The 25,989-nt window shown below is 27.2% G+C and carries 20 protein-coding genes and 4 pseudogenes; 12 read left to right on the top strand and 12 right to left on the bottom strand.

Going from position 1 to position 25,989, the window contains the following annotated elements; translation table 11 throughout:
* The 10 genes and pseudogenes from JJC03_RS19275 (at position 1) to uvrA (ending at position 8,240) form a co-directional block, all read left to right on the top strand.
* Positions 1–395, top strand: a pseudogene (locus JJC03_RS19275) (thioredoxin family protein).
* Between the two features lie 6 nt (positions 396–401).
* On the top strand, positions 402–755 hold the full coding sequence (locus tag JJC03_RS18155; RefSeq protein WP_258931919.1) for a YncE family protein: 354 nt from the start codon (positions 402–404) through the stop codon (positions 753–755).
* Positions 745–1,428 carry a YncE family protein gene (locus JJC03_RS13640; RefSeq protein ID WP_258931918.1) on the top strand — a complete coding sequence of 228 codons (684 nt, stop codon included), beginning with the start codon at positions 745–747 and terminating at the stop codon, positions 1,426–1,428. Before JJC03_RS18155 ends, JJC03_RS13640 begins: the two co-directional genes overlap by 11 nt.
* 299 nt (positions 1,429–1,727) lie before the next feature.
* Complete coding sequence (locus JJC03_RS13635) at positions 1,728–2,129, top strand: DoxX family protein (RefSeq protein ID WP_235873487.1); 402 nt, start codon at positions 1,728–1,730, stop codon at positions 2,127–2,129.
* Positions 2,126–2,416, top strand: a complete 291-nt coding sequence (locus JJC03_RS18150; RefSeq protein ID WP_258931916.1) for a hypothetical protein — start codon at positions 2,126–2,128, stop codon at positions 2,414–2,416. The genes JJC03_RS13635 and JJC03_RS18150 overlap by 4 nt, the downstream gene beginning before the upstream one ends.
* Entirely contained in the window at positions 2,416–2,613 is a 198-nt protein-coding gene (locus JJC03_RS18145) for a hypothetical protein (protein WP_258931915.1), read from the top strand. Before JJC03_RS18150 ends, JJC03_RS18145 begins: the two co-directional genes overlap by 1 nt.
* Positions 2,601–3,311, top strand: a complete 711-nt coding sequence (locus tag JJC03_RS13625; protein ID WP_088398568.1) for an NRDE family protein — start codon at positions 2,601–2,603, stop codon at positions 3,309–3,311. The genes JJC03_RS18145 and JJC03_RS13625 overlap by 13 nt, the downstream gene beginning before the upstream one ends.
* Entirely contained in the window at positions 3,311–4,333 is a 1,023-nt protein-coding gene (locus JJC03_RS13620) for an ATP-grasp domain-containing protein (RefSeq protein WP_088398567.1), read from the top strand. The genes JJC03_RS13625 and JJC03_RS13620 overlap by 1 nt, the downstream gene beginning before the upstream one ends.
* Positions 4,334–4,362: 29 nt before the next feature.
* Positions 4,363–5,031 carry a hypothetical protein gene (locus JJC03_RS13615; RefSeq protein WP_123895799.1) on the top strand — a complete coding sequence of 223 codons (669 nt, stop codon included), beginning with the start codon at positions 4,363–4,365 and terminating at the stop codon, positions 5,029–5,031.
* 401 nt (positions 5,032–5,432) lie between these two features.
* A pseudogene (gene uvrA / locus JJC03_RS13610) lies at positions 5,433–8,240 on the top strand (excinuclease ABC subunit UvrA).
* 138 nt (positions 8,241–8,378) lie between these two features.
* On the opposite strand, the gene JJC03_RS13605 reads toward uvrA, so the two are convergent.
* Positions 8,379–9,554 carry a M28 family peptidase gene (locus JJC03_RS13605; protein WP_235873486.1) on the bottom strand — a complete coding sequence of 392 codons (1,176 nt, stop codon included), beginning with the start codon at positions 9,552–9,554 and terminating at the stop codon, positions 8,379–8,381.
* 300 nt (positions 9,555–9,854) lie between these two features.
* On the opposite strand from JJC03_RS13605, the gene JJC03_RS13600 reads away from it, so the two are divergent.
* Positions 9,855–12,659 carry an aminopeptidase gene (locus JJC03_RS13600; protein WP_235873485.1) on the top strand — a complete coding sequence of 935 codons (2,805 nt, stop codon included), beginning with the start codon at positions 9,855–9,857 and terminating at the stop codon, positions 12,657–12,659.
* 176 nt (positions 12,660–12,835) lie between these two features.
* Positions 12,836–15,237: pseudogene (locus JJC03_RS13595) on the top strand (alpha-ketoacid dehydrogenase subunit alpha/beta).
* Positions 15,238–15,862: 625 nt separating this feature from the next.
* Here the strand turns inward: JJC03_RS13595 and JJC03_RS13590 are convergent.
* The 11 genes and pseudogenes from JJC03_RS13590 to JJC03_RS13550 form a co-directional block, all read right to left on the bottom strand.
* Positions 15,863–16,822 carry an alpha/beta hydrolase gene (locus JJC03_RS13590; RefSeq protein WP_235873484.1) on the bottom strand — a complete coding sequence of 320 codons (960 nt, stop codon included), beginning with the start codon at positions 16,820–16,822 and terminating at the stop codon, positions 15,863–15,865.
* A gap of 358 nt (positions 16,823–17,180) precedes the next feature.
* Positions 17,181–17,888: a GIN domain-containing protein gene (locus tag JJC03_RS13585; RefSeq protein ID WP_235873483.1), complete on the bottom strand. Its 708-nt coding sequence runs from the start codon at positions 17,886–17,888 to the stop codon at positions 17,181–17,183.
* A gap of 205 nt (positions 17,889–18,093) precedes the next feature.
* Positions 18,094–18,498: a DUF6630 family protein gene (locus JJC03_RS18140; RefSeq protein WP_258931914.1), complete on the bottom strand. Its 405-nt coding sequence runs from the start codon at positions 18,496–18,498 to the stop codon at positions 18,094–18,096.
* Positions 18,499–18,587: 89 nt separating this feature from the next.
* A complete protein-coding gene (locus JJC03_RS18135; RefSeq protein WP_258931913.1) occupies positions 18,588–19,070 on the bottom strand; it encodes a hypothetical protein in 483 nt (160 codons plus the stop codon).
* A 33-nt stretch (positions 19,071–19,103) separates the two neighbouring features.
* Complete coding sequence (locus JJC03_RS13575) at positions 19,104–19,838, bottom strand: YARHG domain-containing protein (RefSeq protein ID WP_235873482.1); 735 nt, start codon at positions 19,836–19,838, stop codon at positions 19,104–19,106.
* 980 nt (positions 19,839–20,818) lie between these two features.
* Positions 20,819–22,020 (bottom strand): annotated as a pseudogene (locus JJC03_RS13570) (IS256 family transposase).
* Positions 22,021–22,158: 138 nt separating this feature from the next.
* Complete coding sequence (locus JJC03_RS13565; RefSeq protein ID WP_235873481.1) at positions 22,159–22,713, bottom strand: hypothetical protein; 555 nt, start codon at positions 22,711–22,713, stop codon at positions 22,159–22,161.
* 990 nt (positions 22,714–23,703) lie between these two features.
* Positions 23,704–24,087 (bottom strand): hypothetical protein, encoded by a 384-nt coding sequence (locus JJC03_RS13560; RefSeq protein WP_235873480.1) that lies wholly within the window; start codon positions 24,085–24,087, stop codon positions 23,704–23,706.
* A gap of 587 nt (positions 24,088–24,674) precedes the next feature.
* Positions 24,675–25,553: a hypothetical protein gene (locus tag JJC03_RS13555; protein WP_235873479.1), complete on the bottom strand. Its 879-nt coding sequence runs from the start codon at positions 25,551–25,553 to the stop codon at positions 24,675–24,677.
* A 41-nt stretch (positions 25,554–25,594) separates the two neighbouring features.
* Entirely contained in the window at positions 25,595–25,720 is a 126-nt protein-coding gene (locus JJC03_RS18130) for a hypothetical protein (RefSeq protein WP_258931911.1), read from the bottom strand.
* Between the two features lie 71 nt (positions 25,721–25,791).
* A complete protein-coding gene (locus tag JJC03_RS13550) occupies positions 25,792–25,989 on the bottom strand; it encodes a hypothetical protein (protein WP_235873478.1) in 198 nt (65 codons plus the stop codon).

Genomic DNA, 25,989 nt, shown 5'->3' with positions numbered 1-25,989 from the left:
ATGAGACTACCTATCACAATTGCCACATTATTAATTAGTTTTTCTTTTTTAGGACAGACTAATACTTCCTTAAAATCTAATAAACAGGAAAAAATTAAATTAGAAAAATTAACAATTGAAAAGTATAATCAATTATTATCACAAGATCCTATAAGTATTGTTGATTTTAATGCAAAATGGTGTGGTCCTTGCAAAAAATTAGCTCCTATTTTAGAAAAAGTTTCAAAAGAAAAAAAATAAAACTTATTAAAATAGATACTGACAAAAATCCAGAATTAGCTCAAAAATTAAATGTTGAAGGGCTTCCTACTTTACACTATTATAAAAATGGAAAGTTAGTTTGGGAAAACTTAGGATTTATAACGGAAGAAGAACTTATCAAAAAATTAAATTAATCTATCATGAGAAATACATTTCCAATTCTTGCATTAAAAACTTTTTTTATTAGTTTCTTCATTTTATCCTGTGAAAAAAATAATGACACTAGTACAGAAAATATTATGTACGAAGAAACTGTAGCTGTTGCCAATAGAAATTCTTCTTCTATTAGTTTTTTTGATGCTAACACAAATTCTATAATCAGTACTCTAAAAATTCCTAATTCAGAACCTATGTACGTAGTTTTTGTACCTACTAAAGATAAATTATACGTAGGAGATAGAAAAAACAAACAGGTTCATATCATAAACCCTAGCACAAAAAAAAATAGAAAATTCTATATCCGTAGGAAATGGCGTTTTTCATATGTGGGCTGACGAATTAGGGAAACGACTTTGGGTTAATAATGATATAGATAACACTATTTCTGTTATTGATTTAAGCTCAAATTCAATTATTAAAACAATAAATGTGGATATGAAACCGCATGATGTTTTTTTAACAAAAGATGGAACTAAGGCTTATATATCCGTTATTAATTCGAATCAATCAGTGCCCGATAAAGTATATCTATATTCTACTAATAATTATGAAAAACTGAAAGAAGTAAATGTGGGTAAAGATCCTCATTTATTCCATTTATCTAATTATAATAAGTTAATTGTACCATGTCAGTCAGGAGAAGTATATAATATAGATGGAGAAAAATTAGAAATCATTTCTCAAAAATTATATCCTGGTGCTCATGGATTATACCCTAGTCCTAATTTAGAAACTATTTTTATTACAAACATTACTGGTGGTCAGATATATTCTCTTAAAACAAATGATCTAACACAAAATGAGTCTCCTATTTCAAGTAGTAAACCCATTCCGCATAATATAGTTTTAAATAAAGAAGGTACTAAAATTTTTGCAACTCATTCTGGACCAAACAATACGAGTGTATCAGTATATAAAATAAGTCAAAACAAACTAATACATGAACAAGATATAACAGTAGAAAATAACCCTTTTGGTCTGACTTATTACAAAAGAAATAAACAATAAAATTTATTATTTTAATTCCTATATAATTAATAAGTTACGATTAAACATTAGACAATACGTTATTTTAATTAAATATTTATACAAAGATGCCTGAAAAGTATATAGAATAGTTTAAAATTTTGATTCAATCAAAAAAACTTTGTTCAAATTTCAGATTATTATTTTTCTTATTATTCATAAGCAAATTATTTGAACATATTTACTTTTCGGGCAATCTTAAATATTTTTAAAATGTCGAAATAAAGAAAATAAATTTTAAGAATAAAACAAAAACCTATCGTAACTTAATTTTTTCAATAATGGACTCTTCTAAAATACATTTCATATTAAAATTAATTTTAGCGATTATATTACTTCAAACTCTATTTTTCAAATTTACAGCTAACCCTGAATCCATTTATATATTTAAAAAACTTAATATAGAACCTTTTGGTAGAATTTTCACTGGGATCATAGAATTGATTAGCTCTGTTTTATTATTTTTCAATAGAACTCGATTTTATGCTTCTCTACTAATTTTAGGTACTATGACTATTGCTTTATTGTCTCATTTATCTATTCTAGGGCTTGAAATTATAGATGACGGAGGAACCCTTTACATATTAGCGTGTATTTCTTTTACAATAAGTAGTTATTTATCACTTCTATATAAAAATGATTTTATTAAAAATTTCAATCAATTTAAAAATACATTCTTATGAATTTTACCTCTATTAAAAATACACTTTTAGAACTAAAAGACATTATTATACAATTAAATGATCACGATTTTATAACTCCTAATTTTTGTTTAAGCAATGCCACAATAGGAGAACATACTCGTCATATTATTGAATTATATCAAGCCCTTATAAAAGGATATAACAATGGGATAATTAACTATGACAATAGAGAACGTGACAAAACCATCCAAACCATTAGAATACAAGCAATAAATGCTATTAATAAAATTATTAATGAGGTTGAAAAAGAAAATAAAAACTGGTAATGGAACATTGTATTTCTGGAATTCCAACTTTTTTAGAAACCAATTATTTCAGAGAAGTACTTTATAATTTAGAGCATTGCATCCATCATCAAGCCTTAATAAAAGTTGCTTTATTAGATTTTAATCATGTTCAAATTTCAGAAACATTTGGTGTTGCACCATCTACTATTGAATTCCGTAAATTATGTGTACAGTAAGTTATATTTTTAGTAACCAAACCATCATTATTACTTCTAATAGAGATGAAAAAATAGCTCGCCCTAAAGCATTGATTCCTAAATCTTATATGGGTGAACGTAAAAAAATGTTTTTCCCTAAAGATTCTAAAGCAGGAGGTACTTGGTATATACTAGATGACAAAGGAAATATAATTGTTTTATTAAACGGTGCAATAGAAAAACATATTTCTGAAGAAAATTACCGAAAAAGTCGCGGTTTAATCCTATTAGAAATATTTGATAGTTGTGATTGTCTAGACAAATGGTTAACCATTAATCTTACCGATATAGAACCTTTTACACTAATAGCATATATCAATAAACAACTTTATCAATTACGCTGGAATGGTATCACAAAAGACACACAAAAGTTAGATCATGAAGGTAAATATATATGGTCATCATCTACCTTATATTCTCCTAATATTAGAAAAAAAAGAGAGTCTCTATTTAATATTTTTATCAAAAGTAAAGATATAATTAATGCAAAAGATATAGTTCATTTTCATGAATATACAAATCAAGAAGATAAGGAAAATGGACTAATCATAAACCGGAATAATACTCTAATTACTCAAAGTATTACCCAAACAATAATTAACCAAAATAAAATGGTTTTTAGCCACAAGGATTTAATTACCGCTCAAACTTACGAAAACACTTTTTTAATGTTATAATGAAACTTTTTATACACAAATTAACACATTGGGAATATTGGCCATTTCAAGTACTCTACATCCCTATTTACTTTTTATGGATATATTATGCTTTACGTTCTAGATCCTTATTCTTCTTTAATGCTGTTAATCCAACAATTAAAAATGGAGGCTTTTTTAATGAAAGTAAAAATGAAATTTATAAACTAATCCCTCAAAAATACTATCCTAAAACTCATTTAATAAATCATAAAGAATCAATAGACAATCTTAATAATCATACCCTTTCTTTTCCTTTTATAGTAAAACCTGATATAGGTTTACGTGGAAGTGCTGTAAAGCGAATTTATTCCCTTGATGAATTAAAACACTACCATAAAAATGTTCAGTTTAATTACTTAATTCAAGAATTAATTCCTTTTTCTAATGAAATTGGGATATTTTACGTTCGTTTTCCTAATGAAAAACAAGGTCGTATTACAGGAATTGTATCTAAAGAATTTATGATCATTAAAGGGGATGGAAAAAACAGTATTGAAAAACTCATCAAACAAGATCCTAGATATGAATTACAATTAAATACCTTAAAAAAAGAATTAGGTTCCAAAATACAAGATATTTTACCCAAAGGAGAAGTTTATAACCTTGTACCTTTCGGTAATCATTGTAGAGGTACTAAATTCCTAGACATAAGTCATAAAATTTCTGAAAAACTGACCAAAGTAATTGACACTATGTGTCAGCAAATAGATGGATTTTATTATGGCCGTATGGACCTAATGTATAATACTTGGGACGAATTAGAAAACGGAAAAAACTTTATGATCGTAGAACTAAATGGTTCAGCAAGTGAGCCTACTCATATTTACGACCCTAATCATTCTATCTTTTTTGCTTGGAAAGAAATTGCCCGTCATATTACATATATGTATCAAATTAGTCAAGAAAATCATACAAAAGGGATCGCTTATTTAAACTATAAAGAAGGGATGAGTGAATACCGTAAACATCAAGAACATTTTTATAGACTAACACAAGTCTAAATACATTTAATATTTAAAAATTTCACGTATTGAAAACCAATCATCAAAACAACAAAATGTATCAAAAACTCAAAAATATCACAATTGGTTTTGCCATTAGTTTTGTAGGCTCAATACCACTTGGTTATTTAAATATAATAGGTTTAGAATATTTTAAAAAAAACAACCTAACTCCTACTCTATTTTACTTACTAGGCATAGTAATGATCGAGAGTTTAATTATTTATTATACCGCTAAAAGTATTTCTAAAATCAAATTAAATCCTAAATTAAAAATTAAAATTTCATTATTTAGTATTCTATTTCTGCTACTTCTTTCCTATTTAGCTAAACAACCAAGTACTCCACAAGCCTCTAATCAATACACTTCTATCATTACATATTTAATAAACTATCCTTTTATTACAGGAATAGTATTAAGTACTTTAAATTTCACCCAAATTCCGTTTTGGTTCAGCTGGAATTTATATCTAATAAATGAAAACTATATAAGTTCCCAACAAAAAAATTTGATTTTGTATACTTTTGGTGCTTCAGTAGGTACCTTTACAGGTATGTTTACTCTCATCGTATGCTTAAACAAAACTATAAATTACAAACTATTCCCTTTTCAAAATTATATTCCCATAATATTCATTTCTCTAGCTATCTGGCAAAGTTTAATTTTAATACGAAATATAAAAACTATTAAAAATTAAAGTTTTTATTAATATATACCTCTTACTTATTTGATATAAAAAGAATTATAACGAATGATTTAAATAAAAAAATTAAGCTATTATTTTAAAATTTATTTACTAAAACACAACTTTATTACCCCAGCTTTAGCCTCTTTTAGCATTTTATACTGTTTATATACTTTAAAAAGTCATTCTAAATGATTTTTTAAATCCTTAATAACATTTTTTAAAATAATCAATTAATTGATTATTAAAAGAATTATAAGACTCATTTAAACTAAAAATATAAATCTCTTTTTTATTGTATTAGAAGCAATAAAATACTATTACTCATATAAAAAGTCAAGAAAATGAAATTTTATACATCCTTATTTTGAAATTATATTTATTTACCTTTGTACAAATTCGTTTTGTTTAGAATGATACAAGATATTCATACTTTAGACCCTAAAAAAATATACTCATAAAAGGAGCGCAAATTCATAATTTAAAAAATTTAGATGTTGCAATCCCAAGAAATAAATTAGTAGTTATTACAGGATTATCAGGTTCTGGTAAATCTAGCTTAGCATTTGATACGTTGTATGCAGAAGGACAACGTAGGTATGTTGAAAGTCTCTCAAGTTATGCTCGACAGTTTTTAGGCAGACTTGATAAACCAAAAGTAGATTACATAAAAGGAATTGCTCCAGCTGTAGCAATAGAACAAAAAGTAAACACGACGAATGCAAGATCTACTGTAGGCACTTCTACCGAAATTTATGATTACCTAAAACTACTATTTGCGCGGATTGGAAAAACTTACTCACCTATTTCTGGTTTAGAAGTAAAAAAAAATACTGTAACAGACGTAATACAATATGTTGAAAAATTAGAAGAAGGAAGTCGCTACCTTCTTCTAGCACCTATATATCTAGAAGAAGGAAGAACTTTAGAAAATAAACTAAAAGTTCTTCTACAACAAGGTTTTAGTAGAATATTAATTAATAATGAGACTATTCGTTTAGACGAATTTACAGATTCGGAAGATATTAATAAAAAAGAATTTTATACAGGCAAAGATATTTTACTAATTATTGACCGTTTAGTAATTAGACATGAAGAAGATTTTTATAATAGATTAGCCGATGCCGTTCAAACTGCTTTTTATGAAGGTAAAGGTTTTTGTTACTTACAAGAATTCAATAATTCAGAAAAAATAACATTTAGTGCTAATTTTGAATTAGATGGACTTTCTTTTTTAGAACCCAATATTCACTTGTTCAGTTTTAATAATCCCTATGGAGCTTGTCCTACTTGTGAAGGATATGGTAATATAATAGGCATAGATCATGATTTAGTGATCCCTAATACAGCATTATCTGTATATGAAAACTGTATTGCCCCTTGGAAAGGAGAAAGTATGAGCTGGTATCGTGATCAATTAGTAAATAATTCACATAAATTCAGTTTTCCTATTCACAAACCTTACTTTGAACTAGAAGAATCACAAAAACAATTAATTTGGGAAGGAAATCAATATTTTGAAGGACTCAACACCTTTTTTAAAGAATTAGAAGAAAAAAACTACAAAATTCAAAATCGTGTATTATTATCACGTTATAGAGGTAAAACAAAGTGTACAACTTGCAAAGGAAAACGATTAAGACCAGAAGCCAGTTATGTAAAAATAGAACGCAAAACATTACCGGAACTTGTAGATTTACCCATTCGAAAATTAATTCCTTTCTTTAAAGAATTAAAATTATCTGAATACGACGCAAAAGTAGCAAAACGATTGCTTATAGAAATTAACAACCGTTTAGCTTTTTTAGAAAATGTAGGTTTAGATTATTTAACTCTCAACCGGAATTCTGCCACTCTTTCTGGTGGTGAATCACAACGCATTAACCTAGCTACATCATTAGGAAGCAGTCTTGTAGGATCTATGTATATATTAGACGAGCCGAGTATAGGATTACATCCTAAAGATACTGAAAAACTAACAAGAGTGTTAGAATCATTACGTGATTTAGGTAATACTGTAATCGTCGTAGAGCATGATGAAGATATCATGAAGTCAGCTGATATGATTATAGATATTGGTCCTGAAGCAGGTACTTATGGTGGTAATTTAGTAGCACAAGGTACTTATGAAGAAATTTTACAATCAAATTCTCTTACCTCGCAATATTTAAATGGAAAACAAACAATAGATACCCCTCAAAAAAGAAGAAAATTCAAAAATCATATAGACATTATTGGTGCTCGAGAAAATAATTTACAAAATTTAGACGTTACTATACCTCTTGATGTGTTAACAATTATTACTGGTGTATCAGGTTCAGGAAAAAGTACATTAGTCAAAAAAATACTTTATCCCGCATTACAAAAACAATTAGAAGGAGTTAGTGAAAAACCAGGAGAATTTACTGAAATATCAGGAAACTATTCCCATATTAAACATGTAGAATATGTAGATCAAAATCCTATAGGCCGTAGTTCTCGTTCTAACCCTGTTACCTATATAAAGGCATACGACGATATTCGTGACCTATTTGCTAAAGAAAAAGTTTCTAAACTAAGAGGATACCAACCTAAACACTTCTCTTTTAACGTAGAGGGAGGAAGATGTGAAAGTTGTAAAGGAGAGGGAACAATAAATGTAGAAATGGTTTTCATGGCAGATGTTTCATTACCTTGTGAAACATGTAATGGAAAACGCTTTAAAAAAGAAATTTTAGAAGTTCAATTTGAAGGAAAAAATATAGATGACATTCTTAAATTAACTATAGATGATGCTTTAGATTTCTTTAAAGCTAAAAATCAGAACAAAATAGTACTAAAATTACAACCCTTACAAGATGTTGGATTAGGCTATGTACAATTAGGACAATCTTCCTCAACATTATCTGGAGGTGAAGCACAACGTATTAAACTTGCGTCTTTTTTTAGTTAAAGGAGCTACAAAAGACAAAGCTCTTTTTATTTTTGATGAACCCACAACAGGCCTACATTTTCATGATATAAAAAAGCTATTAAAATCATTTGATGCCCTAATAGAAAAAGGCCATTCTATATTAGTCATTGAGCACAATCTAGATATGATTAAATGTGCAGATTACATTATAGATCTAGGTCCTGAAGGAGGTGAAAATGGTGGGCAATTATTAGCTTTTGGTACACCAGAGCAAGTAGCAAAAAATAAAAAATCAATTACTGGAATTTATTTAAAAAATAAATTATGAATTGGCACACTATTTGTCTAATGATAAATTAAGAATTTAATTCATATTTAGTTTAATACTAATATAATAAATTAATTAGGTTGGTTTGTATTATAAGCTTCACTTTTGGTGAAGCTTATTTATTTTATAAACCCTTTTTTAATGAAATAAGATTTTTTTCTTAACTTTTAATTCATCACTCTCAAATAAAACAAAATAAACTCCTTTTGAAAAATTAGTAATATCAATTTTTTCTAATGACTCAGGCTGATAAATTTTTTTTTCAACCACCTTTACTCCTCTTATATCATACAATTGAATTTTAAATTTTTTAAGATTCATTCCTTCTGTATGTATTTGTAATATATTTTCAGAAATATTTGGATAAAATAAAATTGTATTCGTTTCTTCTAATGAATCTAAAGCAAGAATTGTTTCAGCTGCTGAAAAATGCAATAATCCCCCCAAAGCTGCTTGTGCTACTTTATAATTATAAACAGGATCCATATTAACCAATAAATCGGTTTGCGTATGTTTATGTGATGTTTCATTCGTTTCAAAAAAACCTGTTATAACTTCATTATTTAACTCAAACGGAATATAATCAGAAGCATATGCGTAAGACAATACTGCTTTTAACGGTGAGTATAATTCTACACACCTCATCAATTCATGAGTATAAGTATCCGAAAGAACATTGTTAGCTAAAGGAGTATTATTTTGATCTCTCTCACAAGTAATTTTATCATTTACTAAATCAGATACCCCTCCTACCTCATCTAAATTAAACACTAAACGAATATTCATTTTAGGAACAGTAGCATTTACAACTGAACTCAAATAATGCTGACTCCCTTTTAGATTATCTTCTTCCCCACTAAAATTAATAAATTTAATTGAGTATTCTGTATTTATATCTTTTATCAGTCGTGCCATTTCTAAAATAGAAACTACACCACTCCCATTATCATTCGTCCCCCTACCATTTATACTATCATAATGACCACAAACAACAATATAAGTATTAGGATAAGTAGTTCCTGTTTTAGTTACAACTAAATTTTTACATGTAGTACCTGAATAAGTATAACTATCTGTTACTATTTGTGTATCTGTATAACCATAAGATTTGTACTTATTAACAAGCCATTGATAAGTATTTTCTAATGCTTGAGTACCTCTATATTTTACCCCTAAACTTTCAAATTCAGTCAAATAACTAGTTATATTATCTTGTGACACTTGCCCGACTACATCCGCATATCTTTGCACAAAAGTCTGACTTACAAAAGATTGAACAAAAGTCAAAAGAAATAAAAAGATGATTTTTTTCATATGCTTTTTTTATTTTTAATATTTAAATGGCCTACTTTTTCCTATAAATTCTACTCATAATAATTTGAAAACAATTTTTAACATAATTTTACAAACTATTCTTTCAACCAGTAAATATATATTAAAAACAACACAAAAAGGGTTAAAAAATATTGATAATTCATATTTTTAAATATAAATTAATAATTCCTCAATACTTACTATTTCCAAGAATCATATAGAACAAAAAAATAACTTTCGTTTATTTACATAACCTAATAATTTAAATTTCTTTATTTATATTGCAATAAAACTAAAATTTTGAAACAACACTTTCTTATATTCATTTGGTTATTTACACTTAATAATGTAAATCGTACATATAGTCAACAATCTTTAGATTGCAAAGTAGTATTAGAACCTCACTCCCAAAAATTAGTTGTTCATCAAAAAATTATTTACAAAAATCAATATCCATATCCTATCAATAAGCTAATATTCAATGATTGGAATCATAGTTACTCTAATAGGCAAACACCTCTTGGAAAAAAATTATCTGATCAATTTGTTCGAAATTTTCATCTATCAAACAAAAATGAAAGAGGAGAGACATTTCTAAACTCAATAAAAGTTAATAATACTATAGTTTCTCCTTTAAGAATCCCTGATAAAATTGATCTATTTTCAATTGATATTCCCAGTTTAAAGCCAAATGATTTTGTAGAAATACAATTAGATTATGAACTTAAAATACCTAATAGTAAATTCACTAGATGGGGAGTTAATAAAGATGATTTTTATTTAAAAGATTGTTTTTTACTAGTTAATAGACAAATAAATAGTAATACTGCGGTCTTATATAGTAACGAAAATACAGAGGATGCTACCTACGAATCAATTGATGAAATGATTTTTTCATTTGAACTACCTAATCAATACAAAATTAGCTCTAACCTAGACCCAATAGATTCTAAAACATTTAAAAGTAAAAATTTAAAAGAATACCAATTTATTATAGAAAAGGATAAAACTTTTGAAACTATTTCTAATGATAATATGACTATTGTCACAAATTTAGATAGTAAAAACATTAATGACATCCAAAAATTCCTTGTTATTGATAGAATTATCAACTACTTTCAAAAACATTTAGGCAAATCTAAAACAAACAAGTTCCTAATATCACAGGTAGATTATGACCGAAATCCTTTTTACGGACTCAATCAATTACCTAATATTTTAAGTCCTTTTCCTAATAGCTTTTTATATGAATTAAAATTTTTAAAAATTTACTCACAAAACTTTTTAAAATCAAATTTAAATATAGATTGGAGAAAAGATCATTATTTATTAGATGCTATTCAACTCTATTATTTAATCAATTATATTGAAGAGTACTACCCTAATATAAATTTAGCAGGAACTCTAAACCGATTTAAAATTCTAAGAGGTTATGAATTAATAAGTGCGAAATTCAACGAACAATATTATCATGCCTATCTTATGATGGCTAGAAAAACATTAGATCAAGCCCTTAATACGCCTAAAAATAACTTAAGCAAGTTCAATGAACAAATCGCACTTAAATACAAAGCAGGCTTAATTTTTAAATACCTTGAAAACTATTTAGAAGACCAATCCTTAGAAAAAAGCATTCAAGAATTTATAACAATTAATCATCAACAATTTTGTACTAGTACTGATTTTGAAAAAATTTTAAAAAAGAATGCACAAAAAAATATAGATTGGTTTTTTAATGAATTAATTCCATCTAAAGAATTTGTTGATTATCATTTTGGAAAAATTAAAAACAATAACAATCAAATTGAATTAGAAATTAAAAAAAATCAAAATTCTAATATTCCTTTTACTTTAAGCGGTTATAAAAATAAAGAAAAGATTTTTCAAAAATGGATTATTCCCAATTTTGAAAAAGATACTACCTTAATTTTTAACAGAAAAGAACTAGATCAATTTATCATTAATGAAAATATTTTTTTCCCCGAATTAAATAAAAAAAACAATTATAAAACCACTCCTTTTTTTAAAACGAACCGACCATTTCGTTTTACTTTTTTTAGAGATTTAGAAGACTCTAAACGAAATCAAATCTTTTACTATCCTAACATAGATTATAATGTTTATGATGGTGTATTACTTTCTTTAATATTTAATAATGAAAGTTTTATAGCGCGCCCTTTTAATTATGAAATAAGTCCTAGTTATTCATTTAATGCCCAATCATTTACAGGAAGTGGATTTGTAGGGTATTCACTCAATAAACCTTCTAATCATAATTTTCAAACTCGTTTTACTTTATCCAGTTCCTATTACCATTATATCCAAAATGCTTCTTATTTCAGAATTATTCCTGCGCTTACATTTCGTTTTCGAAATTTAGATATTACAAAGAACGAATATAAAAGCCTTTCTTTCAGACATGTTTTCGTGAATAAAGAATTCAGTCCTTTATCAAAAGACACTTTATCTCCATTAAGATACTCCGTTTTTAATGCGCGTTATTCTTTTGGAAATAATGAAACTGCCAAAGGATATTATGTTTCAAATCAGATACAAATAGGTAATGAATTTGCGAAATATATTAGTGAAATAAGCTATAGAAAACTTTTTGAAAACAATTATCAAATTGGATTCCGTTTTTACGGTGGTTTATTCCTATATAAAAACACAAATTCTTCCTATTATGATTTTGGTCTAGACCGTCCAAAAGATTACCTCTTTGATTACTCTTTTTATGGAAGAAGTGAAAAATCTGGCTTTTTCAGTCAACAAATCATTATAGCTGAAGGTGGATTTAAATCAAAATTCAACAATCCCTACGCTAATCAATGGCTTACAGCACTTAATATAACTTCTTCATTATGGAAATGGATTCAATTATATGGAGATATTGGCTTATACAAAAACAAATACCATGATCCTAACTTTGTCTATGATACTGGAATTCACTTTAATATTGTCCCTGATTACTTTGAAATATACTGTCCTATCTATTCTAAAAATGGATGGGAAATAGGTCAAAAAAATTATACAGAAAAAATACGCTTTCAATTTACAATTAATCCCAAAACACTTTTAGGTATTTTCAACAGAAAATGGTTTTAAATCAAAAAAACCTTTTTTAATTAAACATATCTAACCAAAAACAATATTTATTTAAAAAATAAATAATTAAAAAGATTATATCGAATTAAAAATACGAATAATTAAATTTTATTTTTTCAAAATAAAGCACAACATAACAGCTTTTTAATTAAATTTGCGTACTTACATTTAAGAAAATGGCACAAGTAGAAGAAAAAAAAGAATTAACTTTTGAAGATTTTAAAACAGAAGTTTTAAATGATTACAAAATTGCACGCATTAGTCGCGAGTGTAGTTTACTAGGTCGTAAAGAAGTTTTAACAGGAAAAGCAAAATTTGGTATTTTTGGAGATGGAAAAGAAGTTCCTCAACTTGCTTTAGCAAAAGCGTTCCAAAATGGTGATTTTCGTTCAGGTTATTATCGTGACCAAACTTTTATGATGGCCATAGGTGCTTTAACTATTGAGCAATTCTTTGCAGGTCTTTACGGACATACTGATTTAGCATTTGATCCTATGAGTGCTGGTCGTCAAATGGGAGGTCACTTTGCCACACATTCATTAGATGAAAATGGCAATTGGAATGACTTAACCAAGCAAAAAAACTCAAGTGCTGATATTTCGCCTACAGCAGGACAAATGCCTCGCTTATTAGGATTAGCACAAGCATCTAAAATATTTAGAAATGTAGAAGGAATAAATACTACTAATTTTTCTGTAAAAGGAAATGAAGTAGCTTGGGGAACTATAGGAAATGCCTCTACATCAGAAGGATTATTCTTTGAAACAATTAATGCTGCTGGTGTTTTACAAGTTCCTATGGTAATGAGTGTATGGGATGATGAATACGGAATTTCAGTACATGCTCGTTATCAGACTACAAAAGAAAATATTTCTGAAATCCTAAAAGGTTTCCAAAGAGATGAAGAAAATAACGGTTTCGAAATACTTAACGTAAAGGGATGGGACTATCCTGCTCTAGTAGAAACTTATCAACAAGCCTCTAGAATAGCTAGAGAAGAGCATGTTCCTGTTTTAATTCATGTTAATGAATTAACACAACCACAAGGGCACTCTACCTCTGGATCACATGAACGTTACAAATCAGCTGAACGTTTAGCTTGGGAAACAGAATTTGACTGCTTATCTCAAATGCGCAAATGGCTATTAGAAAATAGTTTAGCTACAACAGAAGAATTAGACGAAATTGACACGCAAGCCAAAAAGATGTTTTAGAAGGTAAAAAAACAGCTTGGGCTAATTTTTCAAATCCTATAAAATCTGAAAGAGATGAACTGATAACTATTTTACAATCTGTTGCCTCTGAATCAGCAAATAAGGTATTCATAGAAAAATATGCTAATGATTTAATCTCTATTAAAGAACCTATTCGTAAAGACATTATAACTACCGCTCGTAAAGTAGTCAGAATGCTTATTCAAGAAAATAGTAAATCAACTTTAGCAAATTGGATTGCACAATACATAGATAAGATTCAACCTAAATTTAGCTCTCATTTGTTTTCTCAATCAGAAAATAATATATACGCTATTAATGAAGTAAAACCTACTTATAATGAAAACTCTGAAGAGGTAGATGCTCGTTTAATTATAAGAGACAATTTTGATGCTATTTTTGCAAAATATCCACAAACTTTAATTTTTGGTGAAGACTCAGGAAATATTGGAGACGTAAACCAAGGCTTAGAAGGAATGCAAGAAAAATATGGTGAAATGCGTGTAAGCGATGCAGGTATAAGAGAAGCTACCATCTTAGGACAAGGAATTGGTATGGCTATGAGAGGCTTAAGACCTATAGCTGAAATACAGTATTTAGACTACTTACTATACGCTATCCAAATTATGAGTGATGATCTTGCAACATTACAATATCGTACAGCAGGCCGTCAGAAATCACCTTTAATCATCAGAACTCGCGGACATCGTTTAGAAGGTATTTGGCATTCAGGATCACCAATGGGAATGATCATAAATGCAATTCGTGGAATTCATGTATTAGTTCCTCGTAATATGACTAAAGCAGCTGGTTTTTACAATACTCTATTAGAAACTGATGAACCTGCATTAGTAGTAGAGTGTCTAAATGGATACCGATTAAAAGAAAAAATGCCTACTAATATAGGTGAATTTAAAACTCCTATAGGTATTACTGAAACACTAAAAGAAGGAAAGGACATAACAATTGTTTCATACGGTTCCACTTTACGTTTAGTAGAACAAGCAGCAAAAGAATTACTTGAAATGGGTATTGATGTTGAAATTATTGATATACAATCATTACTTCCTTTTGACATTAATCATGATATTGTGAAGTCTGTAGCTAAAACAAACCGTTTACTAATTGTTGACGAAGATGTTCCTGGTGGTGCAGCTGCTTATATTTTACAACAAATTGTAGAAGAACAGAAAGCCTATAAACATCTAGATAGTCAGCCTGAAACACTTACTGCTAGAGCACACCGCCCAGCATATGGAACTGATGGAGATTATTTTTCAAAACCTTCTGTTGAGGATATTTTTGAAAAAGTGTATGAAATTATGCACGAATCTAATCCTAGCAAATTCCCTAGTTTATATTAAAATACGAATATTTTAATTAAAGACTGTCCCAAAAAAGGAATGTTTGTCACTCCAACCAAAGAGGGAGCTCCATAATGAATATTATGTGGTTTCACTTATTCAAGCATACCCCACAGGTCTTTTTTGATCATAATTGTAAAGGTTAACCAAACCTATCCATTTGTTAACCTTTACAAAAATGACAAGATTACAAACTTTTGAGACAGCTCTTTCATTAAGAACTGCTATTAAATCAGCTAGTAGTTTATTTTATAAATAAAAAACTGCTTTTTCTCATCATTCTAAAGTTTACTATAATAAAATAATAAAACAATTGAAATCTTTTATACCTAAGAAGAAGCACTACCTACAATAAAAGTAAAATAATGTTTGATATAAAAAAAGAACTATCTTGATTAACAAATTAAACTCAAATTAAGCTTTAAAAATTCATTATAGATAAAATGACTTTGAATCTAAAAAAGCACTCATTTTTTAGATTCAATATAATAAGACTACCGCTGCTGCAAAAATTTCCGTGTATTCTTCTCCTTAGATCTTCATCACAAAGCTTTTCATTTTTTTTTAATCAATTAGTCTAATTAAAACACTAGAAAATTACCGTCTTTATAATAACTTTTTTTAGTTAGAGTTTATCTATTTTTAAATAAGTCCATAAAAATGGTTGTATATAGTGCCAATAGTTTCCTCCTAATTCTAATCCTACTATATGTGTCATATTAGGTTGGGCTACTGTTATACATAAATTTCCTGAATTATTAATTAACTCTTGAGTAGAAATAACATTCTTAGTCCATGTTGCCCCTGTAGATGAATCATTTTCTTTTGCGTGAAATAATAAAATAGGTGAATCAAATCTATCATAATGTAAGGTAGTTTGCATGCTTGCTGGATCATCATTAATTAGAGTTGCTCCTGTAGAAATAGAACCTTCCGTTTTACTAGAAATACCAGGATGATCATTTATTCCTATTACTGCATCATATTCTATTGCATTAGTTAAAGATAATCCTCCTCCAGCAGAACCTCCAAAAACAATAGTACGAGTTGTATCTATATAATATATATCGCTATTTTTCTTTAAAAACCGTATACCATTTTGAATATCTTCTAAAGCACATTGAACAGTATATAATCTTAATTCAGGGGTTTGATTTCCTCCATTTTGTGTTAATCGATAATTTAAAGAAGCACAAATATAACCTGCTCTGGAATAAGTATACGCTTCATTTTCCCAAGCCTTTTTATCCCCAGATTCATACCCTCCTCCATGAATCATTATTAATAAAGGCTGCTTTTTACTTGGATTTGCATTTGGGGGTAAATAAAGATCCATTTTTGCAGAAAGTAAAGGCTGATTTATTTCAAACTGTTTAGTTTTTTCAGATGTATATTGTAAATTTTGAAAATTAGGCCTTGTAGTATAAGTAATTTCATTTACTACAATATCAGTCTCTTTATATACCATACTTCCATATAAACCTGTAGGCATCGGATCTAGAATTGGTTCATTAGAATCTTCTTTTAGACAACTTCCTAATAGTATAAAAATATTGATATAAAACAAAATATTGATCTTTTTCATAAATATAATCTTAAATAAAAATTAGACTTATAAAAAAGTAAAAAGTTTAATCCTAATTATGTATTAGGAATCTACGATACATATATTTAAAATATTTTTTGTTTTTATAATTCAAAATAACTAAAATCTTACATCTTCACTCTAATAAAAAGAGTTTTCTAAAAATTAAAAGGGTCTTTTATCAGTAATTTTAGATAATAAAAAGCATGTATTTATATAGTTTTAAAATTTTGAAAACCACAGACAAAAGAATACCTTAAAAGTCCGCAATCTTACCGCTTCATCTATTGTTATACTCGTTCTTCTATGAAAATCACAAATTTTATCTGGATTTTACTTTTAGCTACCTTCTTTTTATTTACAATTTAATTACTTTTCCTGATCCCGTAATTACGCTTGTAATAGAAGTTACATTATTATTACTTTGGTAATAAATATTTCCACTACCTAAAATAGTAGCATTTAAAATATCGGAAATTGCTAATTTTATGTTTCCACTTCCTGATATATCACAAATAGCCATTTGAGACTGTGTTTTCAAGACATCTACACTTCCTGATCCATTAATTGATATATTTAGAGATTTTGTTACTGATGGAACTTCATTAGTTATATTACCACTACCTGAAATTGCTATATTCGTTATGTCATTAAATTGACTTTTAAAATTAATATTTCCAGCCCCTAGAATATTTATTGCTTTTAAGGTTTGTTCAGGAAGATAAATAATCACTTTAGCCTTTGAATTATTTAAAATAATATTCTGAGGCTCTGTTTTAATAATTAATTTTGAACCTATATTTTCTAGTTTTGTATATTGAACTAAATTAGAATAGTCTGAAATACTTGCTTTATATTCCGTTCCTCTTATAAGTTCAACATTACAATTTTTTTCTAATACTATTTCTTCAAATTGAGCTAATAAAACCTCTTTTGATACAATAGAACCTGATCCTACTAAGGCATTAGAATCATTTATTTCTGTTATTGTAGTTTCTTTTGAACAAGCAACAGATATAAGGATGATTGCGGTAAAAATAATTAAGGTTAATTTTTTAAAATACATTTTACTTTTTTTAAAACAATATTATTTTGAGTTAATCTTTTTAATTACGTTATATAGCTGTAATTATCTTGTAAAGATACTAATAATTAGATTATATGAAAATTAGGAATCATTTCCAATCCCATTTGAAAATAAAAATAATTCTTCTTTTAGATTTATTCTTGGCTTTCTTGATATTCATAACCCATTAAATTTATTACTTTTTTTATTTCTTTTTATCTAAAATTTTATGTATAATAAAAACGTATTCATCTGACTCTGTATTAATAAATCCTATTTGTAATCCTTTTTTTATTAATGCTTTTTCAAAATCTTGAAAAACATGATGAAAAGATACTGAAACGTTTTCTTCATAACTTTTTTCATCAGGTAATTCTATTACTAAATTAAAATTTTGTTTTAAAGATAATTCCAGAACCCATTTTAAATCTTCAATTGCCGCTTTCCAATCTAATCTTAAAATAAAAGAAATTTGATTTTGATCTAAAAAATTCAATAAACAATTAAGTGTTGCATAATACGATTTATTCTGATCATACTTTTTAAGTTGCTCTATAAAAAGAATAATTTGTTCCTTTTTAGGATTTAAGGGAGCACATAACTCTATCAAATTTTTATACGCTTTTTTTTGATTTTGATCTAATAAAGGCTGTTCCTCTTCTATTTTCCGCTGTACTATTTCTTTTTTTTCCTTATTGTCTATATTAAATTGTTTATTATATGTTGTTTCAATGATTTTTTTAGTTCTAAAAGACTATTTTCTAATTTTAAAATGATTTTTTTTTCTGTTACTTCACCATGTAAATCAGGAATTTGAAACCATTTTACCTCTTTTCCTCCCTTACATTTACGAATTTCTATTTTGTCTCCTATTTTTGCAATAAAATAAAATTCAGAAGGAAAATTATAATCATTCTTATCACAAAAAATAATTGCTTTTGGCAAATAAAAATTACCTTCATTTGCTTTATAATCTATGCCATCACGAGAAATTTGTATCATTTTAAAAATCTCTTTAGTTGATTTTAAAAATCTAAAAAATGATTTTTTTGAAGTAGGTAGTATTTCAAAATTCGAATAGCTCGTATTTTCAAAAATATAATCAAATAATTCAGAATTAATTATATTATTTTTAAAAGCATTACCACTGAGTTTTTCTTGATAATAATATATTCTTGCCATAATTATTTGATTTCTTATTTTTTACAACTTGAATTATCCTGCCATTAATAGCCTTATAAATTTAAGTTTATTATTCTTAAATTCAAATTTCCAATTATACATGTACTCTCCTTCTGAATGATAATCAGTAAATTCATCAAAATCTTTAATAATTTTTGAATGACTCATGTAATTATAATACAAGTTAATTTCTTTGTTTTCTATAAAAAGTTCATAAATAATTTTAACAAAGCCATTATCCGTCATTACACTATTTAATCCATTATTTCTGTAATAATTTATATCATCAAAATTTATTTTATTTAAAACTTCTTTTAATCTTTTAGGTTCTTCATCATTTCCCTCTAAATTTTCATAATAAAAATTAAATTCTGTTTTGAGTTCTTCTTTCTTGTTATTTAAAATTTGGGCTTTAAAAATTTTAAGTTGATTTACTAATTCTTGTCGATCCGCTTGTAGCTCTTTTATTTTGTCTTTGAAAAATTTAATATTTTTCTTTTCTACTTCAGTAAACGATATGTTTTTATTATCGCTTTTTGATTTATACCAAGATTTATTTTCAAAGAAATTTTGAAATCTATCATTTTCAAATTGATAACCATTTCTAGCAAAGATTTCATTTATTAAAAGTCTGATTTCATCAATACTAAGTTCTTCTATCTGATCATTTTTAATTATTTTATTTGAGCAAATTGAACAATCTTGTATAGTTTGTCCAAATGAATAATCAAAGATTATAATCAATAGCAATGTATATATTACTTTCATATTCTGTAAAAACTTTTTTTGGGAAATTTATGATAAAATATTGAATATAAAATGATCATGATAAATTATTAGTATTACCTTCTTGATAAACTACAAATAAATGATAAAAAATGGGATTCTATTTTAAATTAACTAGGAACCTATTTATAATTTTGTATGGTTTTGTTGTAATCTTTATCCGAAACAAAATCTGATCAAAGGGAGTTTTTCTTTTACTAATTCAGATTGGTTTCAGGAAAAGGAATGGCATCATGCATATTATTAGAAGACCAAAAGGTACCATAACCCAATTTTGTTGATTGCTTTAAATTCCCATTAGTATCAGTAAATAAAAAAGTTTCTTCTCCTCAGTTTATAAGACATCTGATAATTGCGACACAATGAAGTTCCAGCTTGATTTATTTTCCAAGGCATTCCTTTACTAGTTCTATCTTCTATCTCTTCATCCACCATCATCCTATCAAACCATCTAAACCTATTATGTTTCCAAACTTTTAATTCTCCTTCATTTTTTGGATCATCTATATAAGCTTGTATATATCAATTTTCATCAAAAACGTTCCGAAATTTGACAAATAGTAAGAGTATTATTGCCGTTAAACATGTAAATAATGAATTTAAAAGTAAAACCAAAATAATAGAAGGTTGACTATAATTAATTGCAAAAGCAAAAAAAGTTGATAAAAATAAAAGATATAAGATGAAAAAGAAATACTTGAGTTTTAATTTTATTTTTAGATAGGAGAAAAACGATAATATTAAAAACAATATGTTTATTAGTAGGTATAAACTATCATTGAATTCATTTGTTCTTTTTGTAAAAGAATCATATATAATTGATTTAATTAACGTATCCATCCAAAAAAATAAAAATTGAATAGGAAATAAAATCAGGAAAATTAAAATAATTATTAATTCTGTTTTTTGATTTTTGACACTATCCTACAAAGTGTGTAAGTTAAAAAGTTTAGGCTTGGATTTTATAATCTGAGCCTTTTTTCAAATATAAGATTAAATTGGTTTAAAACAATACCCCAATTTTGTATTGGCATCGACCATTTTTTAGTTGCTTCTTTTAAGGCAAGGTAAACCGATTTTATTACCGCCTCATCTGTTGGAAACGACATTTTGTTTTTGGTGTACTTGCGAATTTTCCCATTAAGATTTTCAATTAAATTTGTGGTATAAATAATTTTGCGGATTTCTAACGGGAAGTCAAAAAGATGGTTAATTCGTCCCAATTTTCCCTCCAAGATTTGATAGCATATCCATATTTAGATTCCCATTTTTGAGCAAAATCTTCTAGAGCTAACTCGGCGGCTTGTTTTGTTGGTGCTGTATAGACTAGTTTCATGTCGGTTGTAAATTGCTTTTTATCTTTCCATACGACATATCTACAAGCATTTCTTATTTGGTGAACCACACAAATCTGTGTTTGTGATTCAGGAAAAACAGAACGTATGGTTTGAGTAAATCCGTTTAAATTATCGGTAGCCGTTATTAAAATATCTTCCACTCCGCGGGCTTTTAAATCGGTTAAAACACTCATCCAGAAGCTTGAACTTTCATTCTTACCTAACCACATACCAAGAACTTCTTTTCGTCCTTCATGATTAAGTCCTACTGCTAAATAGATAGTTTTATTGATTACTTTTGAGTTTTCACGAACTTTGAAAACAATTCCATCCATCCAAACAATTAAGTAAACTTCATCTAATGGTCTGTTTTGCCAGGTTACTATCTCACTTGCTACTGCATTAGTAATTCTTGAAATGGTAGAAGTTGAAATGTCAAAATTATACATTTCTTTGATTTGCTCTTCAATATCACTAACACTCATTCCTTTAGCATAAAATGAAATGATAACATTCTCTAAACCATCAATAATATTATGTCTTTTAGGGACTAAAACAGGTTCAAAACTACCTTCTCTATCTCTTGGGACTTTAATTTGATCTTCTCCAAAGGAAGTCTTAATCTTCTTGGTTCCATGACCATTACGATAATTGCCGTCAGAGGTTTTTTGATGTTTTTCGGTATCTAAGTGAGCATCTAGTTCGGCATTGAGCATGTGTTCTACTGCTCGTTTATGCATTTGCTTAAAAAAGGAAGATAAATCTTCTCCATTTTTAAAGGATTTAAAAAAATCCTTGTTGTTTAATAAGTCTTCTTTGTCTATCATAACTATGTAAATATATAAAACGTTAAAAAGTTATTTCCGAAAAATTTTAGCTCTTTTAAGCGAGCTAATTTTTCAGAATAACTTTTTAACTTACACAGTTTGTGTTATACTGCCTGATTTTTTATAAAATTACGCATATTATTTAAGTTTTATATATCCATTATAGTTGTTCATGAAATGTTCTTTCGTAATAGGTCGTTTTAAATTTCTATAGCCCTCGTTAAATATATCGTTCCCAGACTTGTCTTTAATTTTAACATTATCATCAAATGGATTAGTCCCCCAACTATAAACTCTAAAATCTAGCATATATTCGATTTTTCCTTTATTGTTTAACATTTGTATTTCTGTAATTTTACTTTCTAGAACAACCCAATGCAAGTCTGCTCCTTTTATGTCCCAAACATCATCAATTAAATCTGAATCAATCATTAAAATAAGTTTATATCCTGCCCTGAATTGATTATTAATATCTTTAATTTTTGTTTCAATATCAAAAGATGTATAGATAAGAGGCGCAATAGGATTATAAATTCCTTTAGACGAAACACTCTTATAACCTAATAAATTTTCACTTAAATAAATCATAAAATTAGGCCAATTAATAGCTTGAAACTCTTCATTACCTCCTTTATAATCTGGGTGGTCTGTATTTCTAGTTCCAGCCATTGTAATGTAATCAATCAAAGGCATACCTCCTGTGTTTAAAGGATGTCCTTTTGTATTAATTTGCTTGTCGGTGATCTCTTTACTTGGTTTTGCGGTATAACTATTAAAAGTTGCTATTCCTGTTCTAAATAATCCACATACAAATTTTATATAATCATTCGGTTTTTTCTTGGCAAATAAATTGAATACCCAGATTATATCTTCTATGAAGTCTTAAAGTTCAATTTCTTTTCCTGTTTTTTTATTACCATCTAATTTATAAGATAATAAACAAGGATTGCTACTTCCATTAGTTGTTTCAACTTCTAAAAATTTAATATCAGAAATGATGTGAGTTTTTTTGTTGATTTCTAAAAATAAACTGTCAATTCTAGTTACATTAAATGTTTTTTTAAAATTAACAATTATATTTTCACTGCCTTCATTTATCCTTCTGGTAATTACTTCGCCTAAAATGATTTTACTATCTTTTTAAGATAAACTTTATATTCATTGGATTGTGAATAAATTCTTGTTGTCAAATAAAATAAATTATTGATATCAATTGTTTGTTTTTCACAATTGTGTGAATTTTTACAACTAATTAAAATAAAGATGCAGATAATGCTATTTTTTAAATTTAATATACCTATAAAAATTTGCACTTACAAATTGCATTCAAAATAGATCTTTAATTTTCAAATCCTTTTAATGTTATCGAGCCAGTTAGTATCCCATTTTTTTCACAATTTATTTTTTCAGCATGATTGTTGCATCCTGATAAAATAAATAAGTATGACAATAGTAAATTAATTTTATTTTTCATAAACATATCCATAATAATTTGTGCTAAATACTTCAGGCTTTACAATGACATTTCTCTATTTTTCCAAATGAAAATTTTAAAAAAATTCTTTTTCTATATTAATTCATTGGTTTTATAAAAATTAGCTATGAATTAAATGAGTAGTAAAAAATAAATGAAATACCTTTATAATTTAATTAATATGTTGCCATAATTAATTAAATCACCATTTAATTTATATTCTTTGAGATAACAACCATATAATTTCGTTCCCCACATTGTTCTTTTTCAAGAAATATTTCTTCATATTTCACATCTTCAATGCGATATTTATATTTTCCATTTATAGTAATTAGAAAACCATCCTTAACTAATTGAGATGTAATTTCATTTATTTCTAACTTTTCGATATTCTTCTCAGCTTTTTTTAGTTTAGGGTTGCTATATTTAACTTCGCTAGTTACTCCATTTAGATCAGAAAAAGAAATATAATCTATAGGTATATGATTTGTGTTTTGAAAATAAATTTCATTGACATTTTCAGAATCACAATCACTTTTCTTTTGACATCCAAAAACAAAAAAAATAAGTACAACTGCTAATTTATTTACCATAGACATAACCGTAAAAATTAGTTAAAAATATCTTAGAAGTAAATCTTAAAACGTATTTCTAATTATGAATTTTAGCTCTTTTTTTAAAAAATTATTGTAAATAATTATTTCATTTCCTTTTATTATTGAATCATTTACTTTATAATCAATTAATACACATTCATATCCTACAGATCCAAAATTTCCAAATCTTTCAATTGGTTTTATATTAATATCCGTTACCAAAAAATTTATAGTGTCATTAATAATAATTTTAAAATCATTATTATTAATGCCTTCATATATATCAGAGTTAACATTAATAATTATCTCGTCGCCCCCAATAGAATCTATTTTAGTTATATCAAATTTATATTTAGTAGTATCATTTATGTTTTGAAAAAAATGTTATCAATCTTAAATTTTTCAAATCCTTTTAATGTTATCGAGCCAGTTGGTATGCCATTTGTTTCACAATTTATTTTTTCAGTATGATTATTGCATCCTGATAAAATAAATAAGTATGACAACAGTAAAATAATTTTATTTCCCATAAACATATCCATAATAATTTGTGCTAAATACTTCAGGCTCTATGATAACGTCTCTCAATTCCCCCAAGTAAATATCTTAAAATCAAATTCGTCTGCATTAATTGTTCCTCCAATAATTTCTTCAAAAACAACCCAATGTTCTATTGTGCTAAAAAATCCAGATTTTACTCCCATTTCTTTCCTTAATTTTCCGGTGTCTGTTTTTTTCATTTTTATTTGTAGTTTGCCATTTACTTTTTCAGTTACATAATTAATCATTTTCGTATTTATTAACATTACAACACTATAACCTTGATTTTTTAATTCCTCCATTTTAGCTATTTCTCTTGCGCTACAATCTTCTCCATCCCAAGGTAGAGTTCCTTTGTTAAAAGCAAGATTAGAATTGTCAACTACATTTGTATATCCTAAAATTCCTTTCATCAGCTTTACTATCTCATTAGGGAGAGTTGCTCCATCTAACCCAAAATCATCTTCACCATCATAGTCTCTCAAAGCATTTTCTTGATTTCTAATACTTGAAAATGAAATCCAATCACAATACGGCATTATTCCTTGATAATCGGAAGGATATAATTTATTGACTAATGGATTCATTTCTAATAAATGTTTACTGCTTTTCTCTACATCTACAATATAGTTTTTAAATTTAAAATATCCTGTTCTGTGTAGTTCTTTTACAAATTTTTCATAAAGATCAAAATTTTGTTTAGCGAGAAGGTAGTTTATTGCAGCCATACCACAAAGAGGAGTGTTTTTTTGATTTGCAAGATATGGCATCGATTTTCTTAAGGCTATCTCATTGTTCAATATCATTCTATCAAACCATCTAAACCTATTATGTTTCCAAACTTTTAATTCTCCTTCACTTTTTGGATCATCTATATAAGCTTGTATATAGACAAATCTGCCACACATATCCTCTTCATTCATTGTGATTTTTACGATATTACCAGTAACTTTTAAGGGTACATCTATCCATTTGTTTTTGAATATTTAGGACTATGGTATCGTAATTGCCACTTGGTAAGTTGTTTGCTAAATGGGGTTTCATTTTCATATTGTTTTACTTGAAAGGTGTATTCTTTGCCAAATATCATTCCTAGCTGCGTTCCTCCAGATTTGTCATTTTTGGAGCCAAGGTCTAACGTAGTTACAAGTTCTATTTCTTTTACTTTACCTTGTTTTTTTCAACCACAGGTGCGTCTTTAGGTTTACAATAGGATAATCCTTTGTTGTTGCCTATAAAATTTGCAGAGCGCAACGCATTAAAATTCATATTTTGTGCAAACATAGTATAATCCTCTTTGCAATCTTCATTTATTGCTCCGCCTGCAATTTCGACATAATTTCCTCCTTTGTCTCCCAT

This window comes from Flavobacterium oreochromis (genome assembly GCF_019565455.1).
GTDB lineage: Bacteria > Bacteroidota > Bacteroidia > Flavobacteriales > Flavobacteriaceae > Flavobacterium > Flavobacterium oreochromis.
This window is presented reverse-complemented; position numbering and strand designations above follow the sequence as displayed.

What these genes read in the sequence shown, in the direction of transcription:
- JJC03_RS18155 (WP_258931919.1), top strand. Translation starts at nt 402, where the DNA reads ATGAGAAATACATTTCCAATTCTTGCATTAAAAACTTTTTTTATTAGT.
- JJC03_RS13640 (WP_258931918.1), top strand. Translation starts at nt 745, where the DNA reads ATGTGGGCTGACGAATTAGGGAAACGACTTTGGGTTAATAATGATATA.
- JJC03_RS13635 (WP_235873487.1), top strand. Translation starts at nt 1,728, where the DNA reads ATGGACTCTTCTAAAATACATTTCATATTAAAATTAATTTTAGCGATT.
- JJC03_RS18150 (WP_258931916.1), top strand. Translation starts at nt 2,126, where the DNA reads ATGAATTTTACCTCTATTAAAAATACACTTTTAGAACTAAAAGACATT.
- JJC03_RS18145 (WP_258931915.1), top strand. Translation starts at nt 2,416, where the DNA reads ATGGAACATTGTATTTCTGGAATTCCAACTTTTTTAGAAACCAATTAT.
- JJC03_RS13625 (WP_088398568.1), top strand. Translation starts at nt 2,601, where the DNA reads ATGTGTACAGTAAGTTATATTTTTAGTAACCAAACCATCATTATTACT.
- JJC03_RS13620 (WP_088398567.1), top strand. Translation starts at nt 3,311, where the DNA reads ATGAAACTTTTTATACACAAATTAACACATTGGGAATATTGGCCATTT.
- JJC03_RS13605 (WP_235873486.1), bottom strand. Translation starts at nt 9,554, where the DNA reads ATGAAAAAAATCATCTTTTTATTTCTTTTGACTTTTGTTCAATCTTTT.
- JJC03_RS13590 (WP_235873484.1), bottom strand. Translation starts at nt 16,822, where the DNA reads ATGAAAAAGATCAATATTTTGTTTTATATCAATATTTTTATACTATTA.
- JJC03_RS13585 (WP_235873483.1), bottom strand. Translation starts at nt 17,888, where the DNA reads ATGTATTTTAAAAAATTAACCTTAATTATTTTTACCGCAATCATCCTT.
- JJC03_RS18135 (WP_258931913.1), bottom strand. Translation starts at nt 19,070, where the DNA reads ATGGCAAGAATATATTATTATCAAGAAAAACTCAGTGGTAATGCTTTT.
- JJC03_RS13575 (WP_235873482.1), bottom strand. Translation starts at nt 19,838, where the DNA reads ATGAAAGTAATATATACATTGCTATTGATTATAATCTTTGATTATTCA.
- JJC03_RS13565 (WP_235873481.1), bottom strand. Translation starts at nt 22,713, where the DNA reads ATGCCTTTGATTGATTACATTACAATGGCTGGAACTAGAAATACAGAC.
- JJC03_RS13560 (WP_235873480.1), bottom strand. Translation starts at nt 24,087, where the DNA reads ATGGTAAATAAATTAGCAGTTGTACTTATTTTTTTTGTTTTTGGATGT.
- JJC03_RS13555 (WP_235873479.1), bottom strand. Translation starts at nt 25,553, where the DNA reads ATGAATGAAGAGGATATGTGTGGCAGATTTGTCTATATACAAGCTTAT.
- JJC03_RS18130 (WP_258931911.1), bottom strand. Translation starts at nt 25,720, where the DNA reads ATGATATTTGGCAAAGAATACACCTTTCAAGTAAAACAATATGAAAAT.
- JJC03_RS13550 (WP_235873478.1), bottom strand. Translation starts at nt 25,989, where the DNA reads ATGGGAGACAAAGGAGGAAATTATGTCGAAATTGCAGGCGGAGCAATA.